The organism is Pseudoalteromonas sp. SG43-3 (genome assembly GCF_014164385.1).
GTDB classification, from domain to species: domain Bacteria; phylum Pseudomonadota; class Gammaproteobacteria; order Enterobacterales; family Alteromonadaceae; genus Pseudoalteromonas; species Pseudoalteromonas distincta.
Genome location: NZ_JACJFC010000002.1, coordinates 183,735 through 209,084 on the forward strand (window position 1 = coordinate 183,735; position 25,350 = coordinate 209,084).

Annotated in this window: 18 protein-coding genes; 13 read left to right on the forward strand and 5 right to left on the reverse strand. The window is 40.3% G+C overall.

Annotated features, from left to right (window positions below; translation table 11 throughout):
* Positions 1–122: 122 nt before the first annotated feature.
* Positions 123–1,847: a ubiquinone-dependent pyruvate dehydrogenase gene (poxB, locus tag H5157_RS02640; protein ID WP_182724066.1), complete on the reverse strand. Its 1,725-nt coding sequence runs from the start codon at positions 1,845–1,847 to the stop codon at positions 123–125.
* 320 nt (positions 1,848–2,167) lie between these two features.
* On the opposite strand from poxB, the gene H5157_RS02645 reads away from it, so the two are divergent.
* Positions 2,168–3,823: an RluA family pseudouridine synthase gene (locus H5157_RS02645; RefSeq protein ID WP_182724067.1), complete on the forward strand. Its 1,656-nt coding sequence runs from the start codon at positions 2,168–2,170 to the stop codon at positions 3,821–3,823.
* 178 nt (positions 3,824–4,001) lie between these two features.
* Entirely contained in the window at positions 4,002–5,921 is a 1,920-nt protein-coding gene (locus tag H5157_RS02650) for a GGDEF domain-containing protein (protein ID WP_182724068.1), read from the forward strand.
* Between the two features lie 32 nt (positions 5,922–5,953).
* On the opposite strand, the gene H5157_RS02655 is transcribed toward H5157_RS02650, so the two are convergent.
* The 3 genes from H5157_RS02655 to H5157_RS02665 are packed head-to-tail and all read right to left on the reverse strand — an operon-like array spanning position 5,954 to position 6,770.
* Positions 5,954–6,172 carry a DUF6500 family protein gene (locus tag H5157_RS02655; protein WP_024591904.1) on the reverse strand — a complete coding sequence of 73 codons (219 nt, stop codon included), beginning with the start codon at positions 6,170–6,172 and terminating at the stop codon, positions 5,954–5,956.
* A 29-nt stretch (positions 6,173–6,201) separates the two neighbouring features.
* Entirely contained in the window at positions 6,202–6,456 is a 255-nt protein-coding gene (locus H5157_RS02660) for a hypothetical protein (RefSeq protein WP_096794392.1), read from the reverse strand.
* Between the two features lie 59 nt (positions 6,457–6,515).
* The gene (locus tag H5157_RS02665) at positions 6,516–6,770 is read right to left on the reverse strand and encodes a hypothetical protein (protein WP_182724069.1); all 255 of its coding nucleotides are present in this window, start codon (positions 6,768–6,770) and stop codon (positions 6,516–6,518) included.
* 331 nt (positions 6,771–7,101) lie between these two features.
* Between H5157_RS02665 and H5157_RS02670 the strand changes: the two genes are divergently transcribed.
* On the forward strand, positions 7,102–7,527 hold the full coding sequence (locus H5157_RS02670) for a hemerythrin domain-containing protein (RefSeq protein ID WP_008134499.1): 426 nt from the start codon (positions 7,102–7,104) through the stop codon (positions 7,525–7,527).
* A 93-nt stretch (positions 7,528–7,620) separates the two neighbouring features.
* Here the strand turns inward: H5157_RS02670 and H5157_RS02675 are convergent, their stop codons facing one another.
* Positions 7,621–8,034, reverse strand: a complete 414-nt coding sequence (locus tag H5157_RS02675; RefSeq protein WP_002960120.1) for a hypothetical protein — start codon at positions 8,032–8,034, stop codon at positions 7,621–7,623.
* A 417-nt stretch (positions 8,035–8,451) separates the two neighbouring features.
* Between H5157_RS02675 and H5157_RS02680 the strand changes: the two genes are divergently transcribed.
* The 10 genes from H5157_RS02680 to H5157_RS02725 all read left to right on the forward strand — a co-directional run bounded on the left by H5157_RS02680 (position 8,452) and on the right by H5157_RS02725 (position 25,140).
* Positions 8,452–10,812: a TonB-dependent siderophore receptor gene (locus tag H5157_RS02680; RefSeq protein ID WP_182724070.1), complete on the forward strand. Its 2,361-nt coding sequence runs from the start codon at positions 8,452–8,454 to the stop codon at positions 10,810–10,812.
* Between the two features lie 10 nt (positions 10,813–10,822).
* Positions 10,823–12,976 carry an FAD-dependent oxidoreductase gene (locus H5157_RS02685; RefSeq protein WP_182711711.1) on the forward strand — a complete coding sequence of 718 codons (2,154 nt, stop codon included), beginning with the start codon at positions 10,823–10,825 and terminating at the stop codon, positions 12,974–12,976.
* A gap of 2 nt (positions 12,977–12,978) precedes the next feature.
* A complete protein-coding gene (locus H5157_RS02690) occupies positions 12,979–13,797 on the forward strand; it encodes a DUF547 domain-containing protein (RefSeq protein WP_076924242.1) in 819 nt (272 codons plus the stop codon).
* Complete coding sequence (locus tag H5157_RS02695) at positions 13,784–15,118, forward strand: ABC transporter substrate-binding protein (protein ID WP_182724071.1); 1,335 nt, start codon at positions 13,784–13,786, stop codon at positions 15,116–15,118. Before H5157_RS02690 ends, H5157_RS02695 begins: the two co-directional genes overlap by 14 nt.
* On the forward strand, positions 15,115–16,869 hold the full coding sequence (locus H5157_RS02700; RefSeq protein ID WP_182724072.1) for an ABC transporter permease: 1,755 nt from the start codon (positions 15,115–15,117) through the stop codon (positions 16,867–16,869). The genes H5157_RS02695 and H5157_RS02700 overlap by 4 nt, the downstream gene beginning before the upstream one ends.
* Positions 16,870–16,924: 55 nt before the next feature.
* The gene (locus H5157_RS02705; protein WP_182724073.1) at positions 16,925–17,563 is read left to right on the forward strand and encodes an ATP-binding cassette domain-containing protein; all 639 of its coding nucleotides are present in this window, start codon (positions 16,925–16,927) and stop codon (positions 17,561–17,563) included.
* Between the two features lie 32 nt (positions 17,564–17,595).
* Positions 17,596–18,276 (forward strand): CDP-alcohol phosphatidyltransferase family protein, encoded by a 681-nt coding sequence (locus H5157_RS02710; RefSeq protein WP_182724074.1) that lies wholly within the window; start codon positions 17,596–17,598, stop codon positions 18,274–18,276.
* The gene (locus tag H5157_RS02715) at positions 18,269–19,060 is read left to right on the forward strand and encodes a sterol desaturase family protein (protein ID WP_182724075.1); all 792 of its coding nucleotides are present in this window, start codon (positions 18,269–18,271) and stop codon (positions 19,058–19,060) included. The genes H5157_RS02710 and H5157_RS02715 overlap by 8 nt, the downstream gene beginning before the upstream one ends.
* Before the next feature lie 420 nt (positions 19,061–19,480).
* A complete protein-coding gene (locus H5157_RS02720; protein ID WP_182724076.1) occupies positions 19,481–22,141 on the forward strand; it encodes a glycoside hydrolase family 16 protein in 2,661 nt (886 codons plus the stop codon).
* 65 nt (positions 22,142–22,206) lie between these two features.
* Complete coding sequence (locus H5157_RS02725; RefSeq protein WP_182724077.1) at positions 22,207–25,140, forward strand: TonB-dependent receptor; 2,934 nt, start codon at positions 22,207–22,209, stop codon at positions 25,138–25,140.
* The last annotated feature ends 210 nt before the right edge of the window (positions 25,141–25,350 follow it).

The following is a 25,350-nucleotide window of genomic DNA, read 5'->3' on the forward strand; positions in this document are numbered from 1 at the left end:
TGAGCTCAAAAGCATCGTAGTGATTCCAACACTATACTAAAAAACCTTACATTTTAATCATATCCGACTTCTAATTTACACTTCCCTATTGAGCCAAAATACTCAACAGGGAAGTAACTCAACTAACGTGACCAGTTAGTTTTGGCAAGCTCTATAATCTCATTACCTTTGCCATTTATCAGCGCTTTCATCATGTAAACACTAAAGCCTTTTGCTTGCTCTAATTTAATTTGCGGCGGCATTGAAAGCTCTTGTTTTGCGGTATCGACTTCTAAAACAACAGGTCCTGAGTGGTTCATCATCTCATTCATTGCCGATGGTAATTTTTCAGGGTCGTCCACATGAATCCCTTTTAAGCCACAGGCCTCTGCAATTTTAGCAAAACTTGGGTTTTCTAAATCGGTATCGCTTGATAAAAACCCACTGGCTTTCATTTCCATAGCCACAAAACTAAGTGAGTGATTATTATAAACAACAATCTTTATTGGTAAATTAAGCTGCTTAAGTGAGATTAAATCGCCCATTAACATCGAAAAGCCACCATCACCACACATTGCAATGACTTGGCGGTCTCTATCTACAGATTGAACCCCCATTGCCTGCGACATGGCATTTGCCATAGAGCCATGATTAAACGATCCAATTAAGCGGCGCTTTCCATTCATTGACAAATAACGCGCAGCCCACACTGTTGGCGTACCTACATCACAAGTAAAAACAGCATCGTCAGCCGCTTGCTCGTTGAGTAAACGCGTTAGGTATTGCGGGTGAATTAAATTTTGCGAGGTTTTGCCACTGGCTAGTTCATCGAGATCTTGTCGAGACTCTTTGTAGTGTTCAACACTCTTTTCTAAGTGCGAACTGCTCCGTTCACCTTTAATATAATCAAGCAGAGTGGTCACTGAATTTTTTGTATCCCCTAACACGCCAGAGTCAATTTGTACGTGTCGCCCGAGTGACACGGCCTGATTATCGATTTGCAATATGGTGGTATTTTCGGGATAAAATGCACGATAAGGAAAACTAGTACCAATCATAAGTAACGTATCGGCTTCTTGCATTGCATGATACCCCGACGCAAAACCAATAAATCCGGTCATGCCAACATCGTAAGGGTTATCGTACTCAATAAATTCTTTACCACGCATAGCATGCACTATCGGTGCTTGTAATTTTTCGGCTAGCGCAACAATTTCGTCGTGGGCATCCTTACAACCAGCGCCGCATAACAAGGTTACTTTTTTACTTTTATTAAGATGAGTCGCCATTGCTTCAATATCAGATAAAGCGGGGGTATAAGTTGCTGGTTTTGGCACGTTCCATTTTGGCTTAATAGCTTTAGGCATATCTTTTAATGCAATGTCGCCAGGTAGCACAAGTACACTAACGCCTTTGTTTAATATTGCTTGTCGCATTGCGGTTTCTAGCAGGTACGGCATTTGCTCAGGGCTCGACACCATTTCACAATACACACTGCATTCTTTAAATAATTCTTGCGGATGGGTTTCTTGAAAATAACTACTACCAATTTCAGATGAAGGAATATGTGCGGCAATTGCTAATACTGGTACATTATTTCGCTGACAATCAAATAAGCCATTAATTAAATGAAGATTACCTGGCCCGCAAGAGCCCGCACATACCGCAAGCTCGCCTGATAAATGCGCTTCGCCACCGGCTGCAAATGCGGCAACTTCTTCATGTCGCGTTCCTAGCCATTCAATTGTTCCCATTTTTCGCAGACTTTCACTAATGCCGTTAAGTGAATCGCCAGTTACTCCCCAAATACGTTTTACGCCCGCTTGTTCGAGGGTTTTAGTGATAAAACTTGCGATATTTTGACTCATAATATAGAACTCCTAAATATTCAGTTATTCTGTAAATTGATTTTTCGTCTCTGATCTATCAGGTAAGTCATCGTTTCGAAATGCGCTCAATTATTGAGAATCGATAAGCTTAAATATTTTGATAATGATAGATATATTACTACTGAGACTTTACTAACAAACGATACTCCTAGGTTTGCTACGCCTCATACTGATACATAAAACATGAATGTCCGCTTTAAAATGTTTATGAATATGCGGGTGCGAGATTTTTAGTGGCTTAACTATGAATATGTTATTATGCGCTCAATTATTTTACTGAATGCTTTTCTCATACTTCTATGTCAAATTCTGCTTCTTGCTTTACATTATTTTCTCAAAATATTGATGCTCTCGCGCTTCCTGAAAAGTTTACTTTCCCTTTTTATTACGAGCCGCAACCATTAGCTGTAGCAGCCACTAAACAATTACAGCAACAACTTGAAACGTTAGCGCATTTAAAAGCAGAAAATGCAGGTAAAATGTTTGGGGTTTTAGTGGTGCAAAATGCTAAGCAACAATTAGGCTTTTTAAGCGCTTATTCGGGGCAAATTGAAGGTGATAAAGGCAATATTAGCTTTGTGCCGCCTGTTTCTAGCATGCAGCTGCAAGACGATAGCTATTTGGCTCAAAGTAAAATAATTAACGATATTAATGCTCAAATTGAGCAATTAGAAAATAGCGAACAACTGCATGAAGTTAATAGCAAACTTGATGATGCAACACAGAGCTACCAGCAAGCGCTATTAGCTCAACAGGCAGTAATGCAAGCCGGTCGTCAGCAACGAAAAACACAACGTACCGAAGGTGAATTAGAGCTTAGCGAAAGTGATTTTGAGCAGTTAAAAAATAAGCTTGCAGGGCAAAGCATCGTAGAAAAAAAGCAACTGCTGGCACTTAAAGCCTATTGGCAAAATATAATCGAGTCACTGCAGCAAACACACATCAATATTTCTGATGAAATTGCTCATTTAAAAAAGCGCCGTAAAACGCTTTCTAAAAGCTTACAAAAAAAGTTATTTGCTCAGTACCAGTTTTTAAATGCAAATGGTGAAACTACAGACTTAAATGCCATATTCGCAGCATTACCTGAGCACACTCCTCCTTCGGGTGCTGGCGATTGTGCAGCGCCTAAATTATTACAATACGCCTATAAACATGACTTAAAGCCACTTGCTATGGCTGAGTTTTGGTGGGGAGCAGCGCCTAAATCAGCAATTAGGCAGCATAAAAACTACTACCCTTCTTGTTACAGTAAATGCCAACCAATACTTGGGCACATGCTAAAGGGTTTAGATGTTGAAGATAACCCGCTACTTATCAACCCAGCTCAGGGTAAAGATTTAAGTATTGTTTATAAAGATGACGACTTACTTGTGGTAAATAAGCCCGCTGAGTTTTTATCGGTACCTGGCGTTAATATTGATGACTCAGTTTATATGCGAATCAAAACGCAGTTTCCAGAGGCATCAGGGCCACTAATTGTACACAGATTAGATATGTCGACTTCTGGGTTATTGATGATTGCGCTTAATAAACGCGTGCACAAAGCACTGCAAAAGCAGTTTATTGAACGCACCATAGATAAACGTTATGTCGCATTAGTTAATGGTAACGTAGCTGAGGATAGCGGAGTAATTGATTTACCCTTAGTGCTCGACTTTGATGATAAACCGCGCCAAATGGTGTGTTACACACACGGGAAGCCATCACTTACTACCTGGCAGGTTTTAGAGCGTAACAACAATATTACCCGATTACAGTTATACCCTAAAACAGGGCGAACTCATCAATTAAGAGTGCATTGTGCGCACAGCTTAGGTTTAAACATGCCAATTATAGGCGACACACATTACGGGCAAAAAGCCGAACGATTACATTTACATGCAGAATACTTAGCATTTACTCACCCTATTACGCTTAAACGATTAGAGTTTGAAGTAGCCGCTGATTTTTAATAAAACACATAACTACAGCGACTATATTATATAATGTGTTTGTTTTTATTAATTAAATTGATATCGTTTGTGGTCTTATTTTTTCAATGAGAAGTATAAAAAAACTGTTCAAACCCAAGTTTATTAAGCACTGTGAATAAGTATTTCAATAATAAAAATAAATCAGCAAAGGATTAACATGGCTAACAATACACAAATAAAGATTTTAGGTAATACTTTATGGGCAAAGTATATTGTTCTCCTTTTATTTTTACTTTTTAGTAAACTTGCCTCTGCTAACGGCGATTCATTAAATGCAACTTCACATGCGCTAGACTTTGACACGACTCAAACTCTCATCAATAACATAAAACTAAATGAATTAGACTATCTTCAAAATGAAGACAAACTCACTCAAGCGTTTAAAATAAGCAAAGATCAAAATTGGGAAAAGCTTCATCTAGAAGCGGCCGCTTTGTATGCGGAGTTACTTTTTAGACAAGAAAAATACGCAGCATTAAATACTCACTTATCCTATTACTTAAAGAACAAAGAGTTACCAAACCAAAAAAGTGTGTATTTATTATTTCTCGAATCACAACTCAAGTCTCTAGCGAGGGATGCAAACCCAGCTCCAGCACACACGCTAGCCACAAAATTAGAAGAGAGCTTGCAACAGCATTCATCTAAAGAAAAAATTATTATTTTACGAGCACTTGCTTACTATTACACCGATACAGATGCATTGAAAAAGACCCTAAATGTTGCACTAGAGGGGTTAGAATTAGCATTAAAAGATGACGATTCAGCATCTCAAGGATACTTTTTTAGAAAAATAGCCGATGCATACAATTATCTAAACGAAAAAGACAAAGCCGTATATTATGCAAAAAAAGCGGTTGCGGCATATGAGCAAACACAAGATGGGCTTTTTACCTCAAAAGCATATTGGAGTTTAGGCAATGTATTGCTGGAGATTAAAAAACCTAAAAATGCCTTAATATACCTAGACAAAGCATTGCTCTATTTCAAAAAAGTTAATATGCAAAAAGGCTTAACCTTTGCTCAGTACTCAATTGCTAGCATTGAGTACTTACAAGCCAACTACGATAAAGCTTTAACTTTAACTAAAGAGAACATTGAGCTTGCTCGTTCTGCAGGTGTTTATGATATGCAACTCGCATCGCTCATTTTGTTAGCTGACATATATATAAAACTAGATTTACTTGATCAAGCAAATGAAGCAAACGATGAGGTGTTTTTAAACTTAGATAAATTCAGCCGCAGTATTTATAAAGCCGATTTTTTAAGTAAACGCTATGAGCTAAAACGACGCCTTAACCACACTGACGAGGCTTTTGAAGCAATTGAACAAAAGCTCCTTTATACAAAAAAACACTACGAAGCTACCAGTGAAAGTAATATAAAAACACTACAGGTACAGTTTGAAGTAAAAGAAAAAGAAGAAAAAATACAGCAACTAGAGTACGCAAAAGACATTAGTGAACTACAAGCTAAAGAAGAGTACCAACAAAAAATAATTTGGCGACTTAGCGCTGCTATAGCGTTTATTTTAGTGATTGCTTCATTATTTTTATTTTATCGGCAAGCTCGACAACGTCAAAAATATCACGATATTTCATTAACAGATTATCTAACAAATAGCCCTAATCGCAGAGGAATAATGCGCGCCGCAGAAGCAAAGCTCAGTGAAGGTAAAATGACGATAGCAATTGTTGACTTAGACTACTTTAAAAAAGTTAACGACCAATTTGGTCACGATGTTGGAGATTTAGTTCTTATTTCCTTTGTAAAGGCTGCAAAAGAAACACTAAGTGGTGATCATCAGTTTGGCCGCTACGGCGGCGAAGAATGGTTGTTTGCACTAAATTCGGTTGACGAACTAGCTATTCGAGATATATTTGACCAGCTAGCCACTAGGTTTACCGAGCATTGTAGTAATATAAAAGACCTTCCTAGTGATACAAAAATCACTTTTAGTGTGGGAGCCTCTGCAAGTAGCCCTTTAAAAAACACACTAGATGTTCTTATTAAGCATGCAGATAAATTACTTTATAAAGCAAAAGAAAACGGAAGAAACCAAGTCGTTGTTGATTAAATACAGCTAAAAGTACTTGCTCAGTTAATTGACTAAAGTCCATCTAAAACCATCTGTTTAATTTTATGTGCTTTTACAAAATGATCTAATTTATGGGTGTGTATCCACCAAGTAGCAGCTTCCATAAGTAGCTCTGGGTCGTCGTTTTTATTAGCAAAAAATGCATAAAAAGAAAGCCCTACATTTTCGCCTTTAACTGCTATTTTTTTATCGCACACGGTAATTATTTTTGCTCTTAGTTCTTCCCTCATACATACCTTATTTAATTATATTTTTACTATTAAAATACGCCATTTAAAAAGCTAACGATTAGCTGTAAAAGGCTTCTATCAACCAAGCCATGATTCTCAAGCTCTTTATTAGGCGTATTTACTTTTGCAGCTTTGCATTCATTATCTAGTGTCTCATTTTTAAGTGTATCGGTTTCGTATGCAATATCTGCTTGTTCCATACATTTTGCCGAGCCTGCGTAAGGCTTCGCCGCACAAGCGCTTAGTAATAAAAAAAGTGGAATTGCTATCAATAATTGCTTCATAACTAATCCTATTTTTACGCAACTTATTTACTTTAAATTACAGTTGCAAGTTAGCCTATTTACTTTTCTACCACCATTACAAAAAATTCAAAAAAGAACGTACCGATGGCATCAAAAAAAGTGTTATTTTTTTCATCCTTTTTAACTTGTGCGCTAATGCATTGATTGTAAACTTGTGAGCTTGTTTGAGCGCCATTTCGATCAACCATTTCAGCCTCTTCAATGCATAAGTTAGGGTCAGAACGCGGGGCTGTACTACATGCACTCAGTAAAGCGCACAGCAATAATGCGGCGACGGGGCTTTTTATGTTCATCCTTAAACTATCCTATTAAGTTAACGTGCTACCTGCATTTATGTGTGAGAGTAATATATAGGTTGTACCCAAATAACACTGACACTTTATCACTGCAATAAAATAAACAACCAGTAAATATTTGTAAGGTTCTGTAGGGATTTATACTCACTTTTATAATTGAACTGCGCGAAAGCCTGAAATTATTGCATTCATATCACTGTAAAATTTACAGTGATCGCAGCCAAAGAAATAAAGATTAAATTAAATTTATTAAAATACAATAACTTAATATTTGGCATTTAGTTTGCTAGTTAATGATATAAGCAAATAAATTGTAAAAGGACTAGTTATGAATATTTTTGAAGCACTACGTCATGACCATGACAAACAACGAGAATTGGTAGATGCGCTTATTCAAACACACGGCGACACAGAGCAGCGCCACACGCTAATGGATGAGCTAAAAACAGAATTAGAAAATCACGCAAAATTTGAAGAACGTTACTTTTATAACCCACTTATGTTTGATGACTTAACTCATGAAAAAGCGCGCCACAGCGTAGCTGAACATCACGAAATTGATGAATTAATTGAACAACTTGAAGATACCGAAATGAGCTCGTCTGCATGGTTAGTTGCAGCTAAAAAGCTACACCATTTGGTACATCATCATTTAAGTGAAGAAGAACACGAAGTGTTTCAATTAGCGGGTAAAGCACTTACCGAAGGGCAAAAAGAGAGCCTTGCTGAGCAATACAACGACGCTATGCATTAGTTGTAAACACGCAAACCGACTTCCACACACTCCCTGTGTACTTATTGGTTATAAGCCTTATGGCTTATAACCAATTTTTTTGCATGTACTTTATTACTTTACAGTAAATTTCACGTCTTGGTCGCGTAATAAGTAAAGTGCAAAACACGCAGCCCACATTGGCCATGCAGTAAAGAATAATAAGTTATTAAAGCCATCTATGTACTGGTTGTAAGAAGAAAGCGTAGATAAGCCATGCATTACAAAAATGATACCGTACGTTATACGCTTTTTAATACCTGCTAAAAATGCTAAAACAAGCACTAACTGCACCGCACCAATAATGTAAGCCACTATATCTGTAGAGCCACTAATACCGTAAAAATGTTCAAAAATACGTGCGCTATGCCCAGGATTAACAAACTTATCGAATGTCCACATAACCATTACAATAAACACGCCTAAACGCAAAGATAAAAGTGACCACTGCAAACGGTTTTGCACATCAGAATTCATTGAACCTGTCATAAAATTTCCTTAAATGAATATTAATAAACGTAGAAGTAACCTAGACCGTATAAGTTATTTTTTATTTCAAAAATTTTTAATTAAATTCATTAGTTAAGCCATGCAGTACTAAAAGTGAAGCTTATTTAAGTAATTTAAAAATGCTGCATAAAAGTTAACTCTTTTAAAATGTTAGCAGGTTGAAAGTAGTCTATAATTAAAAATTCTATTAAAAGCATATATTTACATTCAGTCTAGTACAATCGCTGTATTAATATTTTATCAACTAATAAAACAATACTACTTAATTACCATCTTTATAATGCATCTGTTTTGTTATGTTCTAAAAAACAAAAAGAATCAAAATTTTACTGAAAGTTATTTTTAATCCTTTCGGTCTTTATCGCCAACAACATTTTAACCGTAGAGAGAAAACGTTTGAAACACGCATATTTAGCACTTTCCCTAGCCACCATATTAAATACACCACTTAATGCTTTTGCAGCCGAAGAATCAAAAACAGCAAAAGAAGGCGCAATTGAGCGTATTGAGGTGGCAGGCCAAGTTATTAGATCTCAAGGTCTTTCGGTTAAAAATGCCACTGTAGACGGCCCTTTTGGCGACAACTTAGCTCTACGAGATATAGCCCGATCAGTAACACCAATTTCAAGCGAGTTAATAGAACAACTCAATATTACGACTTTACAAGACGTACTTGCAGTAAGCCCTAATACCTATTCAGCCAGTGGTTTTGGGGCACCAAGTTTACCTACTATTCGTGGGCAACTAGGTGAGCTTTTCCAAGATGGTACACGCCGCCAAGCAGGTAATAATGGCTTTGGCGTGCCGTTATCGTTCAACTCTATAGAACAAATAGATGTAGTAAAAGGCGCGCCACCGGTATTATTTGGTTCAAGCCAACGCAACGGTGGTTTTGTAAACTTACATTCTAAAAAAGCATCAACTGACGACAGTAAAGGCAAAGCAACGGTATCGGCAGGACGATGGGATCAGTACAGCGTTTTAGTTGATTACAGTGCACCTATAGTAAAAGACAAAGTAGGTTTTAGAGTAAGCGCTGAACACATTGATAACGGCAGTTACTACGACTTTTCGGGCACGAAAAGCGACAGCCTATTTGCAGCACTTAGGGTGTTACCTGATGACAAGAGCAGCTGGGATATTAACTTTGAGTTATACCAAGTTGAATTTACCGATAACGCAGGTATTAACCGCCCTACTCAAGCGCTAATAGATAATGGCCTTTATATTACCGGCCAAGGCGTGCAAGTAAATGGCAGTACAGTTCCAGCGGCAGGTTCTATTGTTTCACCTACTGGGCAAGTAAAAATAGACCGTAGTACAGTACTTACCGACCCTGACAATCAAAACGAAGCCACTACTTATTTACTACACAGTATTTATAAGCGTGAACTTTCAAACAACGCATCAATAAAAAACATTACGTATTTTCAGCACTTACAACGCGAAGAAATTGCACAAAATAGCTTTGTTGAAATTATAGATGGTGCCGATACCGCGCAGAACCGTACCGAACTGACTTACCAATGGAGCAACGAACAGCAAACAATTTTTGCTTTTGATGTGCGTTACAACCGCGTGCTAGGCTACAGCCAATTTACAACAGAAGCCGACCTACCTATTGATTTAACTGGCCCAATTTCAAATCGCCGCATTCCTTTAACTGATTCACAACAAGCGCGTTTAATTGAAATTAGCCCAGGTGTATTTGTATCCCCTGGTGGTCAGTACGATATTAATAACGATGGCAGCGGCGACTTTAACTTATCAGACACTACCGATTCGCGCTCATGGCAAACGGGTTTTGCTATTCAGCAAGATTCAGATTGGACAGATAAGTTTCATACAAGTGTTGGCTACCGCATTGATTTTTATGACGTAGACGCGCACGACCCAATAGCACCAGAGGGTGAAATTGCAGCGAGCGATAGCATTAACGATAAGCTACATTCGGGGCAAGTAAGCTTTAATTACCGATTAAATGGTGATTACACCACTTATGGTGCAGCAAGTTACAACGAAGCCACATCAAATAGCATGGCTGGCGGCACGTCTCTTGGTGGTGACAACACGATTAGCGCGCAAAACTTTTCAACCGAAAATACCTTAGTTGAATTCGGTTTAAAATACGCACCAACCGACAGTGATTGGTACGCCGATGGTGCAGTGTTTAGCCAACGTCGTAGTTTACGTAATCGCGATGGTAGTAATACCGGCATTCGTACTACCGGCTTTGAAAGCCAAGTATTCTATGATGCTTACCCTTATTGGTTAAGTGCCGGCTACAGCTATATTGACGCTCGCTACGATAATTCTGCAAGTAGCCAAGATTCAGCGCAAGTAGCAGATGCATTTGACAACTCACGTCCAGATATTATTGCAGGTACCAGTGTTGGCGCACCTAGCTTTACCGCGTTTGCACCTTCAAACCGCCAAGTTCAGGGCATCCCTGAGCAATCTTTCAGCTTTAACGGAAATTATTCAATTAATTCGAAATGGCAAACGGGTTTTTCAGGTCTATATACAAAGAGTTACCCATTAGACTTTTTGGCGACAGTAAAAATTCGTGATCAGTACACCCTAAACGTAAATACTAGCTATGCTTTTACGCCTAATACCAAGTTACGATTAGATGTGAACAACGTGACGAATCAAAAAAACTGGCGCCCAGTATTTGAAGGCGGTTACTTTGGTGCAACTTTAGCTTTTCCTGAGTTGCCAATTAACGCCAAGTTAACCCTTACGCATAGTTTTTAAGAGAGAGAACATGATTAAAAAAATATTTCTATTATTGATTGCAGCGGCCGCCGTCGGCCTGTTCTTTCATTTTGACTTACACCAACTACTTACGCTTGATGGCTTAAAAGGATCGATGGATCAGTTTAACCAATACAAAGAGCAGTCACCGTTACTCGTTATTGGTGGGTTCTTTTTACTATACGTAGTAGTTACTGCTCTCTCTTTACCAGGCGCCGCTATTTTAACACTTGCCGCAGGTGCATTGTTTGGCTTAGTTGAAGGCTTATTGGTTGCATCTTTTGCCTCAACTATTGGCGCAACACTTGCCTTTTTAGTATCGCGTTACTTACTACGTGACACTATTAAACAACGTTTTCCTGAGCGATTAGCCGCCATTGATGCAGGCGTTGAAAAAGAAGGTGGATTTTACTTATTTACGCTTAGATTAGTGCCGGTGTTTCCGTTCTTTTTAATCAACTTACTAATGGGTGTTACTTCAATAAAGTCTTGGACTTACTACTGGGTAAGCCAAGCAGGTATGCTCGCCGGTACATTTGTATTTGTTAACGCAGGTACACAACTGGCGCAAATAGAAAGCTTATCTGGAATTTTATCATTCAACTTAATCTTATCATTCGCTTTATTGGGTATATTCCCATTCATTGCAAAAGGAATCTTAAACGTGTTTAAAAAGCGTCGCGTATACAAAAACTACACTAAGCCTAAAAAATTCGACCGTAACATGATTGTTATTGGCGCAGGCGCAGGTGGTTTGGTAACAAGTTATATAGCCGCTGCTGTTAAAGCAAAAGTAACCCTTATTGAAGCGGGCGAAATGGGCGGTGACTGTTTAAACTATGGTTGTGTTCCAAGTAAAGCAGTCATTAAAAGCGCTAAAATTGCAGAGCAAATTCGCCACGGTGAAAACTACGGTCTAGAAAACGCAACACCGCAGTTTTCGTTCAAAAAAGTAATGGCACGTGTACACAAAGTAATTGCAGATGTAGCACCACACGACAGTGTTGAGCGCTACACCGACTTAGGCGTAGATGTTGTAAAAGGTTACGGTAAATTAATCGACCCGTGGACTGTAGAAATTAAACTTAACGACGGTGGCACGCAAACTCTCACCGCTCGTACTATTGTGATTGCAACTGGCGCACGCCCATTTGTACCGCCACTACCTGGTATTGAAGAAACAGGCTATGTAACAAGCGATACATTGTGGAATAAATTTGCAGAGCTGGATGAGGCACCTAAAAAATTGGTAGTACTAGGTGGCGGTCCAATTGGTAGCGAATTAGCACAAAGCTTTGCACGCTTAGGTTCAAGTGTTACGCAAATTGAAATGAGCGAACGCATCATGATCAAAGAAGACCTTGAAGTGTCTACTTTTGCTCACGAAGCGTTAACCGAAAGTGGCGTTAATATTTTAACATCGCACCAAGCACTTCGCTGTGAAACGCGCGATGGTAAAAAATATATTGTTGTTAAGCATGACGACAAAGAAATAGATATTGAATATGACGAGCTATTATGTGCCGTTGGTAGAAGTGCGCGCCTTAAAGGTTATGGCCTTGAAGAGCTGGGCATAGAAACAAACCGTACTGTTGTAACTAACGAATACTTGGAAACGCTATACCCAAATATTTTTGCAGCAGGCGATATTGTAGGTCCATACCAGTTTACACATGTGGCAGCCCACCAGGGTTGGTATGCAGCGGTAAATGGCTTATTTGGTAACCTTAAAAAGTTTAAAGTAGATTACCGTGTTATTCCGTGGACTACGTTTATTGACCCAGAAGTTGCACGTGTTGGCTTAAACGAGCAAGACGCAAAAGACAAAGGCATAGATTACGAAATTACTCGCTTTGAATTTGAAGAGCTAGACCGCGCAATTACCGACAGCGCTACAAAAGGCTTTATTAAAGTGATTACACCCAAAGGCAAAGACAAAATACTCGGTGTTACCGTGGTGTCTGAACACGCTGGCGATTTGATTGCTGAGTTTGTACTGGCAATGAAACACGGCTTAGGCCTTAATAAAATACTCGGTACTATACACAGCTATCCTACTTGGGCTGAAGGTAATAAGTACGCAGCAGGCGAGTGGAAACGCGCTCATGCACCTGAAAAAGTGCTTAACATGCTTGAAAAATACCATACTTGGCGTCGAGGTTAATTATGTTTAAAACACCTCTAAAAGCATTACTACTTGGTTCGGCTTTAGTTGTAACATCGTTTACAACGTCATTTTCGGCCCAAGCCCAAAATATGCACGATAGCTGGAATGCATTGTTAAATAAGCATGTTGTCGCTATTAACCATAATCACAGTACTGAGGTTGATTACGCTGCCATAAAACGTGAGCATGCACAGCTAAAAACGTATTTAGATTCGTTAACAGCTGTAACGCAAAGCGAATTTGACGCATGGGAAAAGCCTAAGCAACTCGCTTTTTTAATCAATGCTTATAATGCGTGGACTGTTGAACTTATATTGACAAAGTACCCAGATCTTAAATCAATTAAAGACTTAGGGAGCTTTTTTAGCTCACCATGGAGTAAAGAGTTTGTGCCATTACTTGGCAAAACTCGCAGCCTTGATGATATTGAGCATGGTTTAATACGTGGTAGCGGTAAATACAACGACCCACGCATTCACTTTGCGGTAAATTGCGCGAGTATTGGTTGTCCAGCGCTTCGAGAAGAAGCGTATACAGCCACTGATTTAGAAAGCCAATTGCAAGAGCAAACGGTGCGCTTTTTATCTGATATGACACGTAATATGGCTCAAGAAAATACGCTAAGCGTGTCTTCAATATTTAAGTGGTACGGCGATGACTTTGAAAAAGGCTTTAGAGGTGCAAACACGCTACAGCAGTTTTTCTTGCAGTATCCTGATGCCCTTAAACTGATACCCGCTCAGCAAAAAGCACTTAAGAATGATGACATGAAAGTTAAATTTTTAGACTACAACTGGGATTTAAATGTTCGCCATTAAGTTTTGGCAAACACTGACGCGATACAGCTTTTGCTGTGTCGCGTTTTGCGTTTGTGCAATCGTAAATTTAGCTGTTTTTTCGAGCACTGCGTTTGCTAATCCCGCTATTAACTCAAATAGTAAAAGTAATTTAGTAATTAACACACAACAGGGATCTCGCTGGCAACAAGTTCAAACACTTGGTCGCAATCAAGATGTATACTTTTATGCATGGGGCGGCGACGCGCAAATAAATGCCTATATTCAATGGGCAGCTCAGCAAGTTAAAACTAAGTACAACATTAACCTAGTGCATGTAAAATTAAGCGATACCAGCGAAGCAGTAAGCCGTGTACTTGCCGAAAAATCAGCAAACAATAACAACCAAGGCAGCGTAGATTTAATGTGGATCAACGGGGCTAACTTTGCCACCATGAGTGAGCACTCTCTGCTTTTAAAAGAATGGGCTAATAAACTCCCCTACTTTGCATTAACCGATCCGGCTAACAACCCTGCTGTAACCTTTGACTTTGGTTTACCTACCAATGGTATGGAGGCTCCATGGGGGCAAGCGTCACTTACATTTTATTACGACAGCATTGCAATAAATGGTAAGGCAAACAATAAATTGCCGACGACATTAAACGAATTATTAAACTGGAGCGCGCAAAACCCTGGTCGCTTTAGCTACCCAAAGCCGCCTGACTTTTTAGGTATGAGCTTTTTAAAATACGCCTTAGTTGTACTGCATCAGCAAAGCAGCGAAAGTATTAAAGCGCAGCTAAACCAACCAGCTACAACTAAAAATACAGCGCAAGTGTTAAACCCACTGTGGGACTTTTTAGATAAATTACACCCAACTCTTTGGCGTGGTGGCACTCATTTTATGCAAAGTGGTGCTCAAATGCGCCGCCTTGTGGACGATACAGAGCTGAGTTTAGCCTTTACTTTTTCAGCACCAGAAGTACCCGCTGCTGTAAAACGCTATGATTTACCAAACAGCATTCGCAGTTACGCAATGAGTGATGGCAGTTTGAGTAATACCCATTTCGTGGCAATCCCTTACAATGCAAGCCACCAGCAAAGTGCGCAATTAGTGGCTAATTTTTTAATGAGCCCTGAGGCGCAAGCTGAAAAACAAAAAGCGCATATATGGGGCGATAAAAGCGTACTTATTCAATCAACGTTAACACCTGATCAGCAAGCCTTATTTAAAACAGCTAAACCGCATCCAAGTGCACTGCCTTTAAACAGTATTAAACGCACATTGAGCGAACCTCATCCAAGCTGGGTAAACGCCATTATGCAAGGTTGGCAAACCCGTTATGGAGTAAGCCAATGAGCGTCATTTCAAAAAGTGTAGCAGTAAATACCAAAGCAACAACGCAGTGCAGCACCGATATGTTTACGCGCATTGTAAAATTTAGCCCGCGATTTTTACTCGCTTTACTTATATTACCCGTACTTGGTGGCTTAATTAGCGTATTGCTGCCTGCCTTTGGTTATGCGCCCGTACTTGAGCAAACAACGTTTAGCTTGCAAGGTTTTAATGCCCTTTGGCAAACACCTGGCCTTACCCAAATGGTTACCTTAAGCGTTGCAACAGGCTTAATAAGTACTTTGCTTGCATTTATCATTACCCTAATGATTTTAGCTGCGTTTTTTAACAGCCCGTGGCTTAACCAAATTCAGCGTTTATTGAGCCCTATATTAGTTATACCTCATGCCGCAGCCGCTATTGCGGTGGGGTTTTTAATAGCCCCTTCAGGTATGATTTCACGCTTAGCGTCGCCTTGGTTAAGCGGCTGGGAACTTGCACCAAACGGCATGTTTCCGCATGATTCGTTCGGTATTAGTATTATTTTAGGCTTAACACTCAAAGAGCTTCCCTTTTTATTATTAATGGCACTGGGCGTACTTGCTCAACCTGAGCTTGGCAAAAAATTACGCCAACAACATAAGGTTGCGCTTAACTTGGGTTATTGCCCAATGACCGCCTTTTTTAAAGTAATACTGCCAAGTCTTTATCCGCTGCTGCGTTTACCCCTTTTAGCCGTGCTTGCCTATGCAAGTGCCAGTGTAGAAATGCCACTCATTTTAGGCCCAAATACACCACCAACGTTGGCCGTTGCAATAATGCATTGGTTTAACGATGTTGATTTAAACCTGCGCATTAAAGCCTCTGCAGGTGCTTTATTACAACTGGCTGTTACAGGCGGGTTATTAGCGCTCTGGCTTGGCGCAGAAAAGGCCGTAAAAGTGTTATTTAGCGACTCTCTCACTAATGGGGTGCGCGAATACGGCGGATTTTATTGGCAAAAAATAACGGTCGTACTCACCACATTAGTAATTAGCTTCATATTGTTGTCACTTATTGGTTTAGTTATGTGGTCGGTTGCAGGCTTTTGGCGCTTTCCAGATGCAATGCCTGAGCAATTTACACTACTGCATTTTAAAAGTGCGCTAATGCAAATGAGCAGCCCGCTTTTTAATACGCTAGCAATCGGCTTAGTAACCACATTATTTGCCATTATTCTTACTTTATTGTGTTTAGAATCAGAGCAATTGAGTGATAAACCTATTTCTCGTTTTACCAGTTTAATTATTTACTTACCGTTATTAGTACCCAGTATTGCCTTTTTGTTTGGGCTAGTATGGATACAACAACTGGTAAATAACCAAGCCGCATTTTTTAATGTGGTACTTACGCATTTACTGTTTGTGTTGCCTTATGTGTTTTTGTCACTTGCGAGCAGTTATAGGCGCTTAGATCCTCGTTTTGCTCATGTTGCAGCAAGCCTAGGCGCAGCGCCGTGCAAGGTGTTTTTTAAAGTAAAACTACCTCAGTTGTTTGCCCCTATTTTAATTGCAGCCGCAATGGGCTTAGCAATTAGTTTTGGACAATACCTCCCCACGCTTTTAGCTGGTGGCGGGCGCATAACCACAATAACAACCGAAGCCGTTACGCTTGCCAATGGCGCAAGCAGACGCACCAGTGCCGTGTACGCTATTATGCAAATGGCGTTGCCGCTTATTGGATTTATACTGGCATGGGGTTTACCTAAATATTTTTTCAAAAGTGCACGTATTTAAAAGTGCACATATTTAAAGCACCCATGTTTAACACTATCAGGGTTAAGGTTTTTTAATGCAGTCATCGTTACAGATTAAAAATTGTCAGCTTTATCGCCAAAATGAGCTGTTACTTAGCTTAAACGAGCAAGTTAATGGCGGTGAAATTCTGACTATTATGGGCCCATCAGGCAGTGGTAAATCAAGCTTATTAAATTGGCTTACGGGTACTTTACCAAGTAGCTTTAAGGCCAATGGAGAGGTGTGGCTTAATGGTCAAAATATCGATAACACCCCTCCACACTTGCGCCATATTGGAGTGCTTTATCAAGACGCTTTATTGTTTTCGCATTTAACTGTTGCTGGTAACATTGCCTTTGCAATGCCAAAAGGCAATAGAAAACAACGCCTTGAAAAAATAGAACACGCACTTGAGCAAGTAGGTCTTAAAGATATGGGCAATCGTCACCCCGATAACTTATCGGGCGGGCAGCAAGCCCGTGTTGCATTATTACGTATGCTGCTGAGCGAACCTAAAGCCATTTTACTCGACGAACCCTTTAGCAAACTCGACACCCAACTGCGTGTTGATACACGCGAACTCGTGTTTAGCCAAATACGCGATCATAAGCTACCTGCAATTATGGTAACTCATGACCATAGCGACGCCGACGCTGCAAATGGCAAACTCATTACTTTAAGTAGCGCACTTTAAATACATAGCTTTAAACGCATAAGGCAATAAACATGCTAGACAAATTTATCACCCCTGTCATTAAGCCTCTTTTAACACCTGTGGTTATGCTTATGCATAAACGCGGCATAACCGCCGATCAGCTAACCGTAGTTGGCTTTTTAGTTGGCTTATTAGCCGTGCCATTACTGGCGTTTGAAATGTGGTACGGCGCATTAGTGGCCATTGCTTTAAATCGAATTTTAGATGGACTTGATGGCGCATTAGCACGTTATGCAAACCAAAGTTCAAGCGCGGGTGGCTTTTTAGATATCACACTCGACTTTTTATTTTACGCGGCTATTCCGCTTGGCTTTATTTTGGCAAACCCTGAGCAAAACGCGATAGCGGGCTCGTTATTACTTGCCACTTTTATTGGTACGGGCTCAAGCTTTTTAGCTTTTGCGATTGCCGCCGAAAAATTTAAACTCGAAAAACCGCAATTTAAATACAAAAGATTTTACTACTTAAATGGCTTAACCGAAGGCACTGAAACAATAGCGCTATTTATTGCATTTTGTATTTGGCCGCAGCACTTTGCTGTTATGGCGAGCATTTTTGCTATTGCGTGTGGCATAACTATTTTTACCCGTATACATGGCGGTTATCACACGCTTAAGCAACAAGAAGCCGATGCTAACAAAGCAGCTGAAAACGTGCCTAACAGTGCAAATTCTGAGGTAATAGATGACTAATGAAGTATGGTGGCGACTCGGCTGCTTTTTTAGCATTTTAATTATAATGATGCTGCTTGAATGGCAAAAACCTGCTCGCCAAGCACCTATTAAAAGCAGTACACGTTGGTTTGCTAATTTTGGATTAGTGTTTGCTTCATCAGTTATTGCGCGCTTAGTGGTCCCTATTGGGTTAACCGCTGTTGCACTTTACAATCAAGAGCACGGCATTGGCTTATTTAATCAAATAGCCCTACCAAGCAGTTTAATTATTATATTGAGCATACTTTTACTCGATATATTAATTTATTGGCAGCATAGATTATTTCATCAAGTGCCTATTTTATGGCGCTTGCACCGTGTACACCACGCCGATGCACATGTTGATACAAGTACGGGCTTGCGCTTTCACCCTATCGAAATTGTGCTGAGCATACTTATAAAACTCATTGCAGTAACAGCTCTTGGCGTACCTGCCATTGCGGTACTTATATTTGAAATAGCACTTAATGGTTTAGCATTATTTAATCATGCAAATATACGCCTACCTAATGCCATTGAAAAACCACTGCGTTTAATACTAATGACGCAAATTTTGCATCGAATTCACCATAGCCAAGTGGTTAGTGAAACCAACTCAAACTATGGTTTCAGTGTAATTTGGTGGGATAAATTATTTGGTAGTTACAAAGGTAAAGCTAAAAAAACCGACGCAGATATAAATATTGGTTTAAAAGAATACCCAAGCCAAAACCAAAATGCGTCCCTTTTGGGGTTACTTACAATGCCTTTTAAAAACAAGTAAAAACAAGCATATTTTATCTCATACAATACCAATCCACTTAAAATTGCTTTTATGTAGATTGGTATAAACAAAATACTCCTTAAATACTATAAATATACCTGTAACTAACCTTTTAATTGTTAAGTCCTTTCCTACTTTTTTGACGTAAAAAATATTCCGCTCACGCTCTCATCAAAAAACACAAACAACATAACTAATTGTATAAACTGCAATTTATATACAATCTAAAATTGGTAAACTGGTCTTACCGTAAACTAATTGTAAATAAAATAAACAAATATGTTGACCATTTGCGTACTCCACAATATCATTTGTAAGCGCTTACAAAACACAATCTAAAATGTAAGCGCTTACAGTATGAAGAACAAAGCTCAAAAAACAATTAATCTGACAATAATCTGTTGAAACCGGGGTTCAGTTATGAACATTGAAACAACGCACATTACACGTATACTTGCCGCTATCTCTTTAGTTACGTTAGCTGGCTGTGGTGGTGACTCTGCCACTAAATCAAATTTTGAAAATGTAGATGCCTCTGAGCCAGTATCAGATTGGCAAATGGTTTGGAGCGACGAGTTTGAAGGCTCAGCCATTGATACAAACAAATGGAACTATGAATTAAACTGCGATGGCGGTGGTAACAACGAGAAACAGTGTTACACCGACAGTGAGCAAAATGCATTTATTGCAGACGGTGTGTTAAACATTGTTGCCCTACCCGCTGAAGAGGGTGCAGAAAAACCTTACACTTCAGCGCGCTTAAATACGCGTTACAACGCCGACTTTACATATGGTCGCTTTGAAGTGCGCGCCAAACTTCCATCAGGACAAGGTAGCTGGCCAGCATTTTGGATGCTGCCAACTGATGAAGTTTACGGCACTTGGCCTCGTTCTGGCGAAATAGATGTTTTAGAATCAGTAAACCTTAAAACACCAGATGAAGACGGCGGTATAGAGTCTAGTATCCACGGCACACTTCATTACGGACGCGCGTGGCCAGATAACAGCTATACAGGTAAAGAATACAAATTCCCTGAAGATACTAATCCAGCAGATGATTTCCACACGTATGCTGTTGAATGGCAAGAAGGTGAAATTCGCTGGTACGTAGACGGTTACCTTTATGCAACTCAGCGTCAATCAGAAGTTCGTACTAATGCAAGTGGTGAGGCTGTAGGCCTAAAACATCGTGGTTGGTTTGCAGAATACTTTGAACAAGGTTCTGGCGAACTTACAACGCATTGGGATAGCGCACCATTTGATAAAGACTTTCACTTATTGCTAAACCTAGCAGTAGGCGGTGACTGGCCTGAAAACGTAAATGATTTAGGTGTAGACGCTAGCGCATTTGAAAACGGCCAAACCTTTGCTATTGATTACGTACGTGTTTATCAATGTGCATCAAACCCTGAAACAGGTAAAGGCTGTGAAACTATTCGCCCAGGTTACAATAGCCTAGATGATGCTTTGCTTGAAGGCGATGCACCAATTCCTAGCCCACCTTCGACAGGCATTGCAACACCGCTAACTATTTTTGGTGAGTCATTTAATCCAAATTGGCCTGCATGGGATTGTTGTGGTGGTTCTACTCCCGCTATTGTTGCAGATGAAACCCAAGGTGATGTAGTTGAATTTGTAGTAGGTGCAGAACCCACTGTAATGGGCTTTATTAGCCGTGAGATTTTTATTACTGACGAAGCAGGAAAAGCCAGCCCGTTTGATGCATCTCCAATGCTGGATGAAGGTTACGTTCGCTTTAAAATGAAAGTAACAAATGCACCAGGCACAGCTGATGCAGCTTGGCTTGTAAAACTTGAAAGTAATGAAGGTTCTAGCGCAGTAGAAATGCCGATCACAGACAGTGTTGAAGGCGTAAGCCCTGTTGTTGGCCAATGGCAAACTTATACATTTTTACTAAAAGATTTAGATGCTGCAGATTTAGATATCAGTGCAATTGATGTGATCATGGTGTTTCCAACATGGGGCGCAGGTGAAGGCGCTGTTTATTTAATTGACGATGTTGAGATTACTCAAGATAACTTAGGCGTATCACCTGAACTTACTATTTTTACTGATGAGCAAAATCTAGCATGGCCAATGTGGGATTGTTGTGGTGGCTCAACCCCTGTTGAAGCTATGGATGATGAAGAACATGGTCTAACTGCAGAGTTTAGCATTGGTGCAGAGCCTACTGTGATGGGCTTTAATAGCCGCACATCGTCAGGAGGCGCAGGCGAATCGTTTGACGCTAGTAGCATTTTAGATGAAGGCGTTATTCAATTTGATTTAAAAGTAACCTCTACTCCTAGCGACCCAGCTACACCGTGGTTGTTTAAAGTTGAGTCAAATGGCGGCGACTCTGCAGTAGAGCTTGAGTTAACGGCAAGTGTTGAAGGCGTAGCGCCAGTTACTGGCGAGTGGCAAACATATACATTTAAATTGTCTGATCTTGCAGCTGCTGGCTTAGATGTAAGTACTATAGATGTACTGATGATTTTCCCAGCGTGGGGTGCAGGTGAAGGCTCTGTTTACCGTGTAGATAACGTTAAGATTTATAATCCAAATGCAGCGCCAGCTGCAACGGGTGAGCTTACTGTATTTAAAGATGCAGCTGCCGATCAGTGGAGTATTTGGGATTGTTGTGGTGGCTCTACACCAACAACAGAAACCGATGATGACGCGCATGGCGCAGTAGCGCAATTTAGCATTGGTTCTACTGCTACAGTAATGGGCTTTATAGCTGATGAAGACGTATCGTTTGATGCCTCTGCAATACTTGAAAATGGTGTAGTTCAATTTGATATGAAAGTTGTATCAGCCCCTTCAGATATTGACGCTCAGTGGCTATTTAAAATTGAATCAATTGGTACATCGAGTGCCGTAGAGCTTGCTTTATCAAGCAGTGTTGAAGGCCAGGCACCTGTAACGGGCGAATGGCAAACATACACCTTCCCTCTTCAGCAATTGTTTGATGCAGGCTTAGACATTAGCGCATTAAACGTAATTATGGTTTTTCCTAGCTGGGACATGGGCGATGGCGCGCTTTACCGTATAGACAACGTGATTATTGCAAATCCATAAAACACACACCAATAGGCGCTTAGCGCCTATTGCTACACAACAACATTTTATAAAGCAGAGCTATTATGAACACATTCAATTTTAAAAAGAGCCAACTTGCGGCTTCTGTGTCTCTCATCATTGCTGCGAGCACATTAAACACAGCTATTGCGGCAGAAGCACAAACAAGCGTTTCATCTGATGTAGAAGTTATTGAAGTAAAAGGTATTCGTGGTTCACTTATTCGTTCTATGGATATGAAACGCGACTCTTCTGGTATTGTAGATGCCATTTCGTCTGAAGAAATGGGTAAATTCCCAGATACCAACTTAGCAGAATCATTACAACGTATTACCGGTGTATCGGTTAGTCGCGCAAACGGTGAAGGTAGCCAAATTACAGTACGTGGTTTTGGCCCTGAGTTTAACTTAATAACCTTAAATGGCCGCCAAATGCCGGGCACAGGTTATACACGTTCGTACAACCTTGAAAACGTTGCCTCTGAGGGCGTAAGTGCCCTTGAAGTTTTTAAAACAGCACGTGCAGACGTGCCAAGCGGTGGCTTAGGTGCAACAGTTAATATTTCTACTGCGCGCCCTTTTCAAAAGCCGGGTCAAAACTTTTCAGCAACCGTTAAAGCAAATCACGACTCGTCAAACGAAGCTGGTGATGACGTAACACCAGAGTTTTCTACTGTTTACAGTAATACTTTTGTAGATGACACTTTTGGCTTTGGTTTTTCGTTTTCGCACCAAGAGCGTGACTTTCAAAAACAAAGTGCAAATATTCAAGGCTGGCAGGCAAACGTAGACTTACCTGAATTAGATAGCAGCAACGTCGTTGATAACCGCACAGACCCTGCAGGTAACTACTATTTCCCTAAAGACATGAACTACTCTATTGAAGATGTAGAACGTGAACGTACAAACGGACAAGTTACCTTTCAATATGCACCGGTAGATGGCTTTGTAGCAACACTTGATTACACTGCAAGTAAAGCAGTTACAGGTTCTCAAAGTATTGGTTGGGGTATTTGGAACGACTTTGGTAGCAATATTAATGGCTACGAGCTTGATGAAAATGGTACGGCTGTTTATGCTGATATTAGCGGTAACGATGCCTCGTTTACAGCCAACAAAGGCACTACAGAAGTAAAAGCGCGCTCACTTGGTTTAAACCTAGATTGGGAAATTAGCGCCACGTGGCACGTAGAGCTTGATTACCACGACTCTAAAAACGAAACCGATAACGGCGCCGACAATGGGCTGGGAAGTGCCGGCCAAGTAATTTTAGGTTCTGATCAGCTAGCTAATAAAATTTATGATTACCGCACAGGCGAAGTACCCAGTGCACAAGTTAATTGGTTAAATGGCACAAGTGAATTAACGCCTGGCGAAATTGATTCAAACTTTAGTCAATTTACTCACTCACCGGGTGAATCAAACATTGAACAATTACAGCTACATACAACATGGTATAACGAAAGTTATGACATTGGTTTAGTTAAAGTTAAATTTGGCGCATCACGTACAGAACAAAACACCGGTGGTTACACCGCGTGGAGTGGTTTAGTAGGTGGTCCAGGCTTTAACCCATCATATACAGAAATATTCCCAGACGGCATGTTTACCCGTCACGATACATCGGGCCTTTTAGATCAATTTGAAGGGGGCGGCAGTGACTTACAACCTGGTTACTACTATACCTACGATTTTGACGAAGCTGTTGCGCGCCAAATTGCTTACTTAACAGCAGATGTAACAGGCGGCGATGCATACGCCGCAAATGCATATATGGATGGTATTGACAGCGAAAGCTACGTAGAAGAAATCACTAATAGCTTTTATGTTCAATCAAGCTGGGAATTTGACGTAAGTAACTACTACGTAAAAGTAAATGCAGGCCTACGCTATGAGCAAACAGATGTAACCAGTACTGTACGTCAACGCGTTGAAGATCAAGTTAATTGGATCAGCGCTTCTGAGTGGATCATGCAATACGCTGCGGGCGGCGATGATAACTTCTTAGAACAACAAGGTGATTACGATGTTTTACTACCTTCAATCGACGTAAGTGTTGATTTAACTGAAGACGTAGTAGCTCGCGTATCTTGGGGTAAAACAATGTCGCGTGCACCACTAGGTAATTTAGCCGGTGGCCGTAGTTTAACAGGCAGCCCAAAACCGGGTTCTCGTACAGGTAGCCAAGGTAATACAAACTTATTGCCGTTTGAATCAACAAACCTTGATTTATCACTTGAGTATTACTACGCAGAAGGTAGCTACGCGTCTGTTGGATACTTTAAAAAAGATGTTGATAACTTTATTCAAACCACCATTACGCAAACCACTATTGATGGCTTGCACGATATTTTAAACGGCCCTCGTTACTTACAAGCCGTAAGCGATATTGAATCACGTGGTGAGCAAGCAACAACCGACGCTATTTTTGCACAAATGATTGCCAGCGGTTACGGCAATGCAAATGGCGTTATTGAACCAAACAGCGACGATCCGCTAATTACATGGAATATTAGCCAACCACAAAACACCGACAGTAAATCGGTAGATGGTTTTGAAGTAGCTGTTCAGCACTTAATTGGTGAAACCGGTTTTGGTGTAGGTGTTAACGCGACATTTGTAGATGGCGACGTTGAATTTGATAGCGAAAGCCTTGATCAACAAGCACCGCTTACAGGCTTAAGTGACTCAGCTAACTTCCAAGGCTTTTACGAAAAAGATGGCCTATCTGTTAAAATTACTTACGCATGGCGCGACTCATACCTAATTGGTGTTGGCCAAGCACAAGGTTCAGCTGATGCGCCTCCGCAATATGCTAAAGCGTATGGCCAGTGGGATATGAGCGTAAACTACGATGTAAACGAAAACGTAACCGTATTTTTTGATGGCATAAACTTAAATAATGCCACCGAAGAAGGCTACGGCCGTTACGAAGAGCAGTTTTTATTTGCTAATCAGTACGGCCCACGCTACTCAATTGGTGCCCGTTACACGTTTTAAACTATTCCCTAGTTAGAATAGTTAAGCCGCTTGTTTCAACAAGCGGCTTTTTTTATAACGTTTTTATTTGCTCAAGCAATACATCAGTTGTCCAATCAATGCCGTTATATGCCACATCGGGTTGGTAAAAGTCTCCTGCCCCATGTAGCGCATAATACAGTGATTGTATTTTGTTTTAACCAAGCCTAATTGCAATTACCACAAAACAAC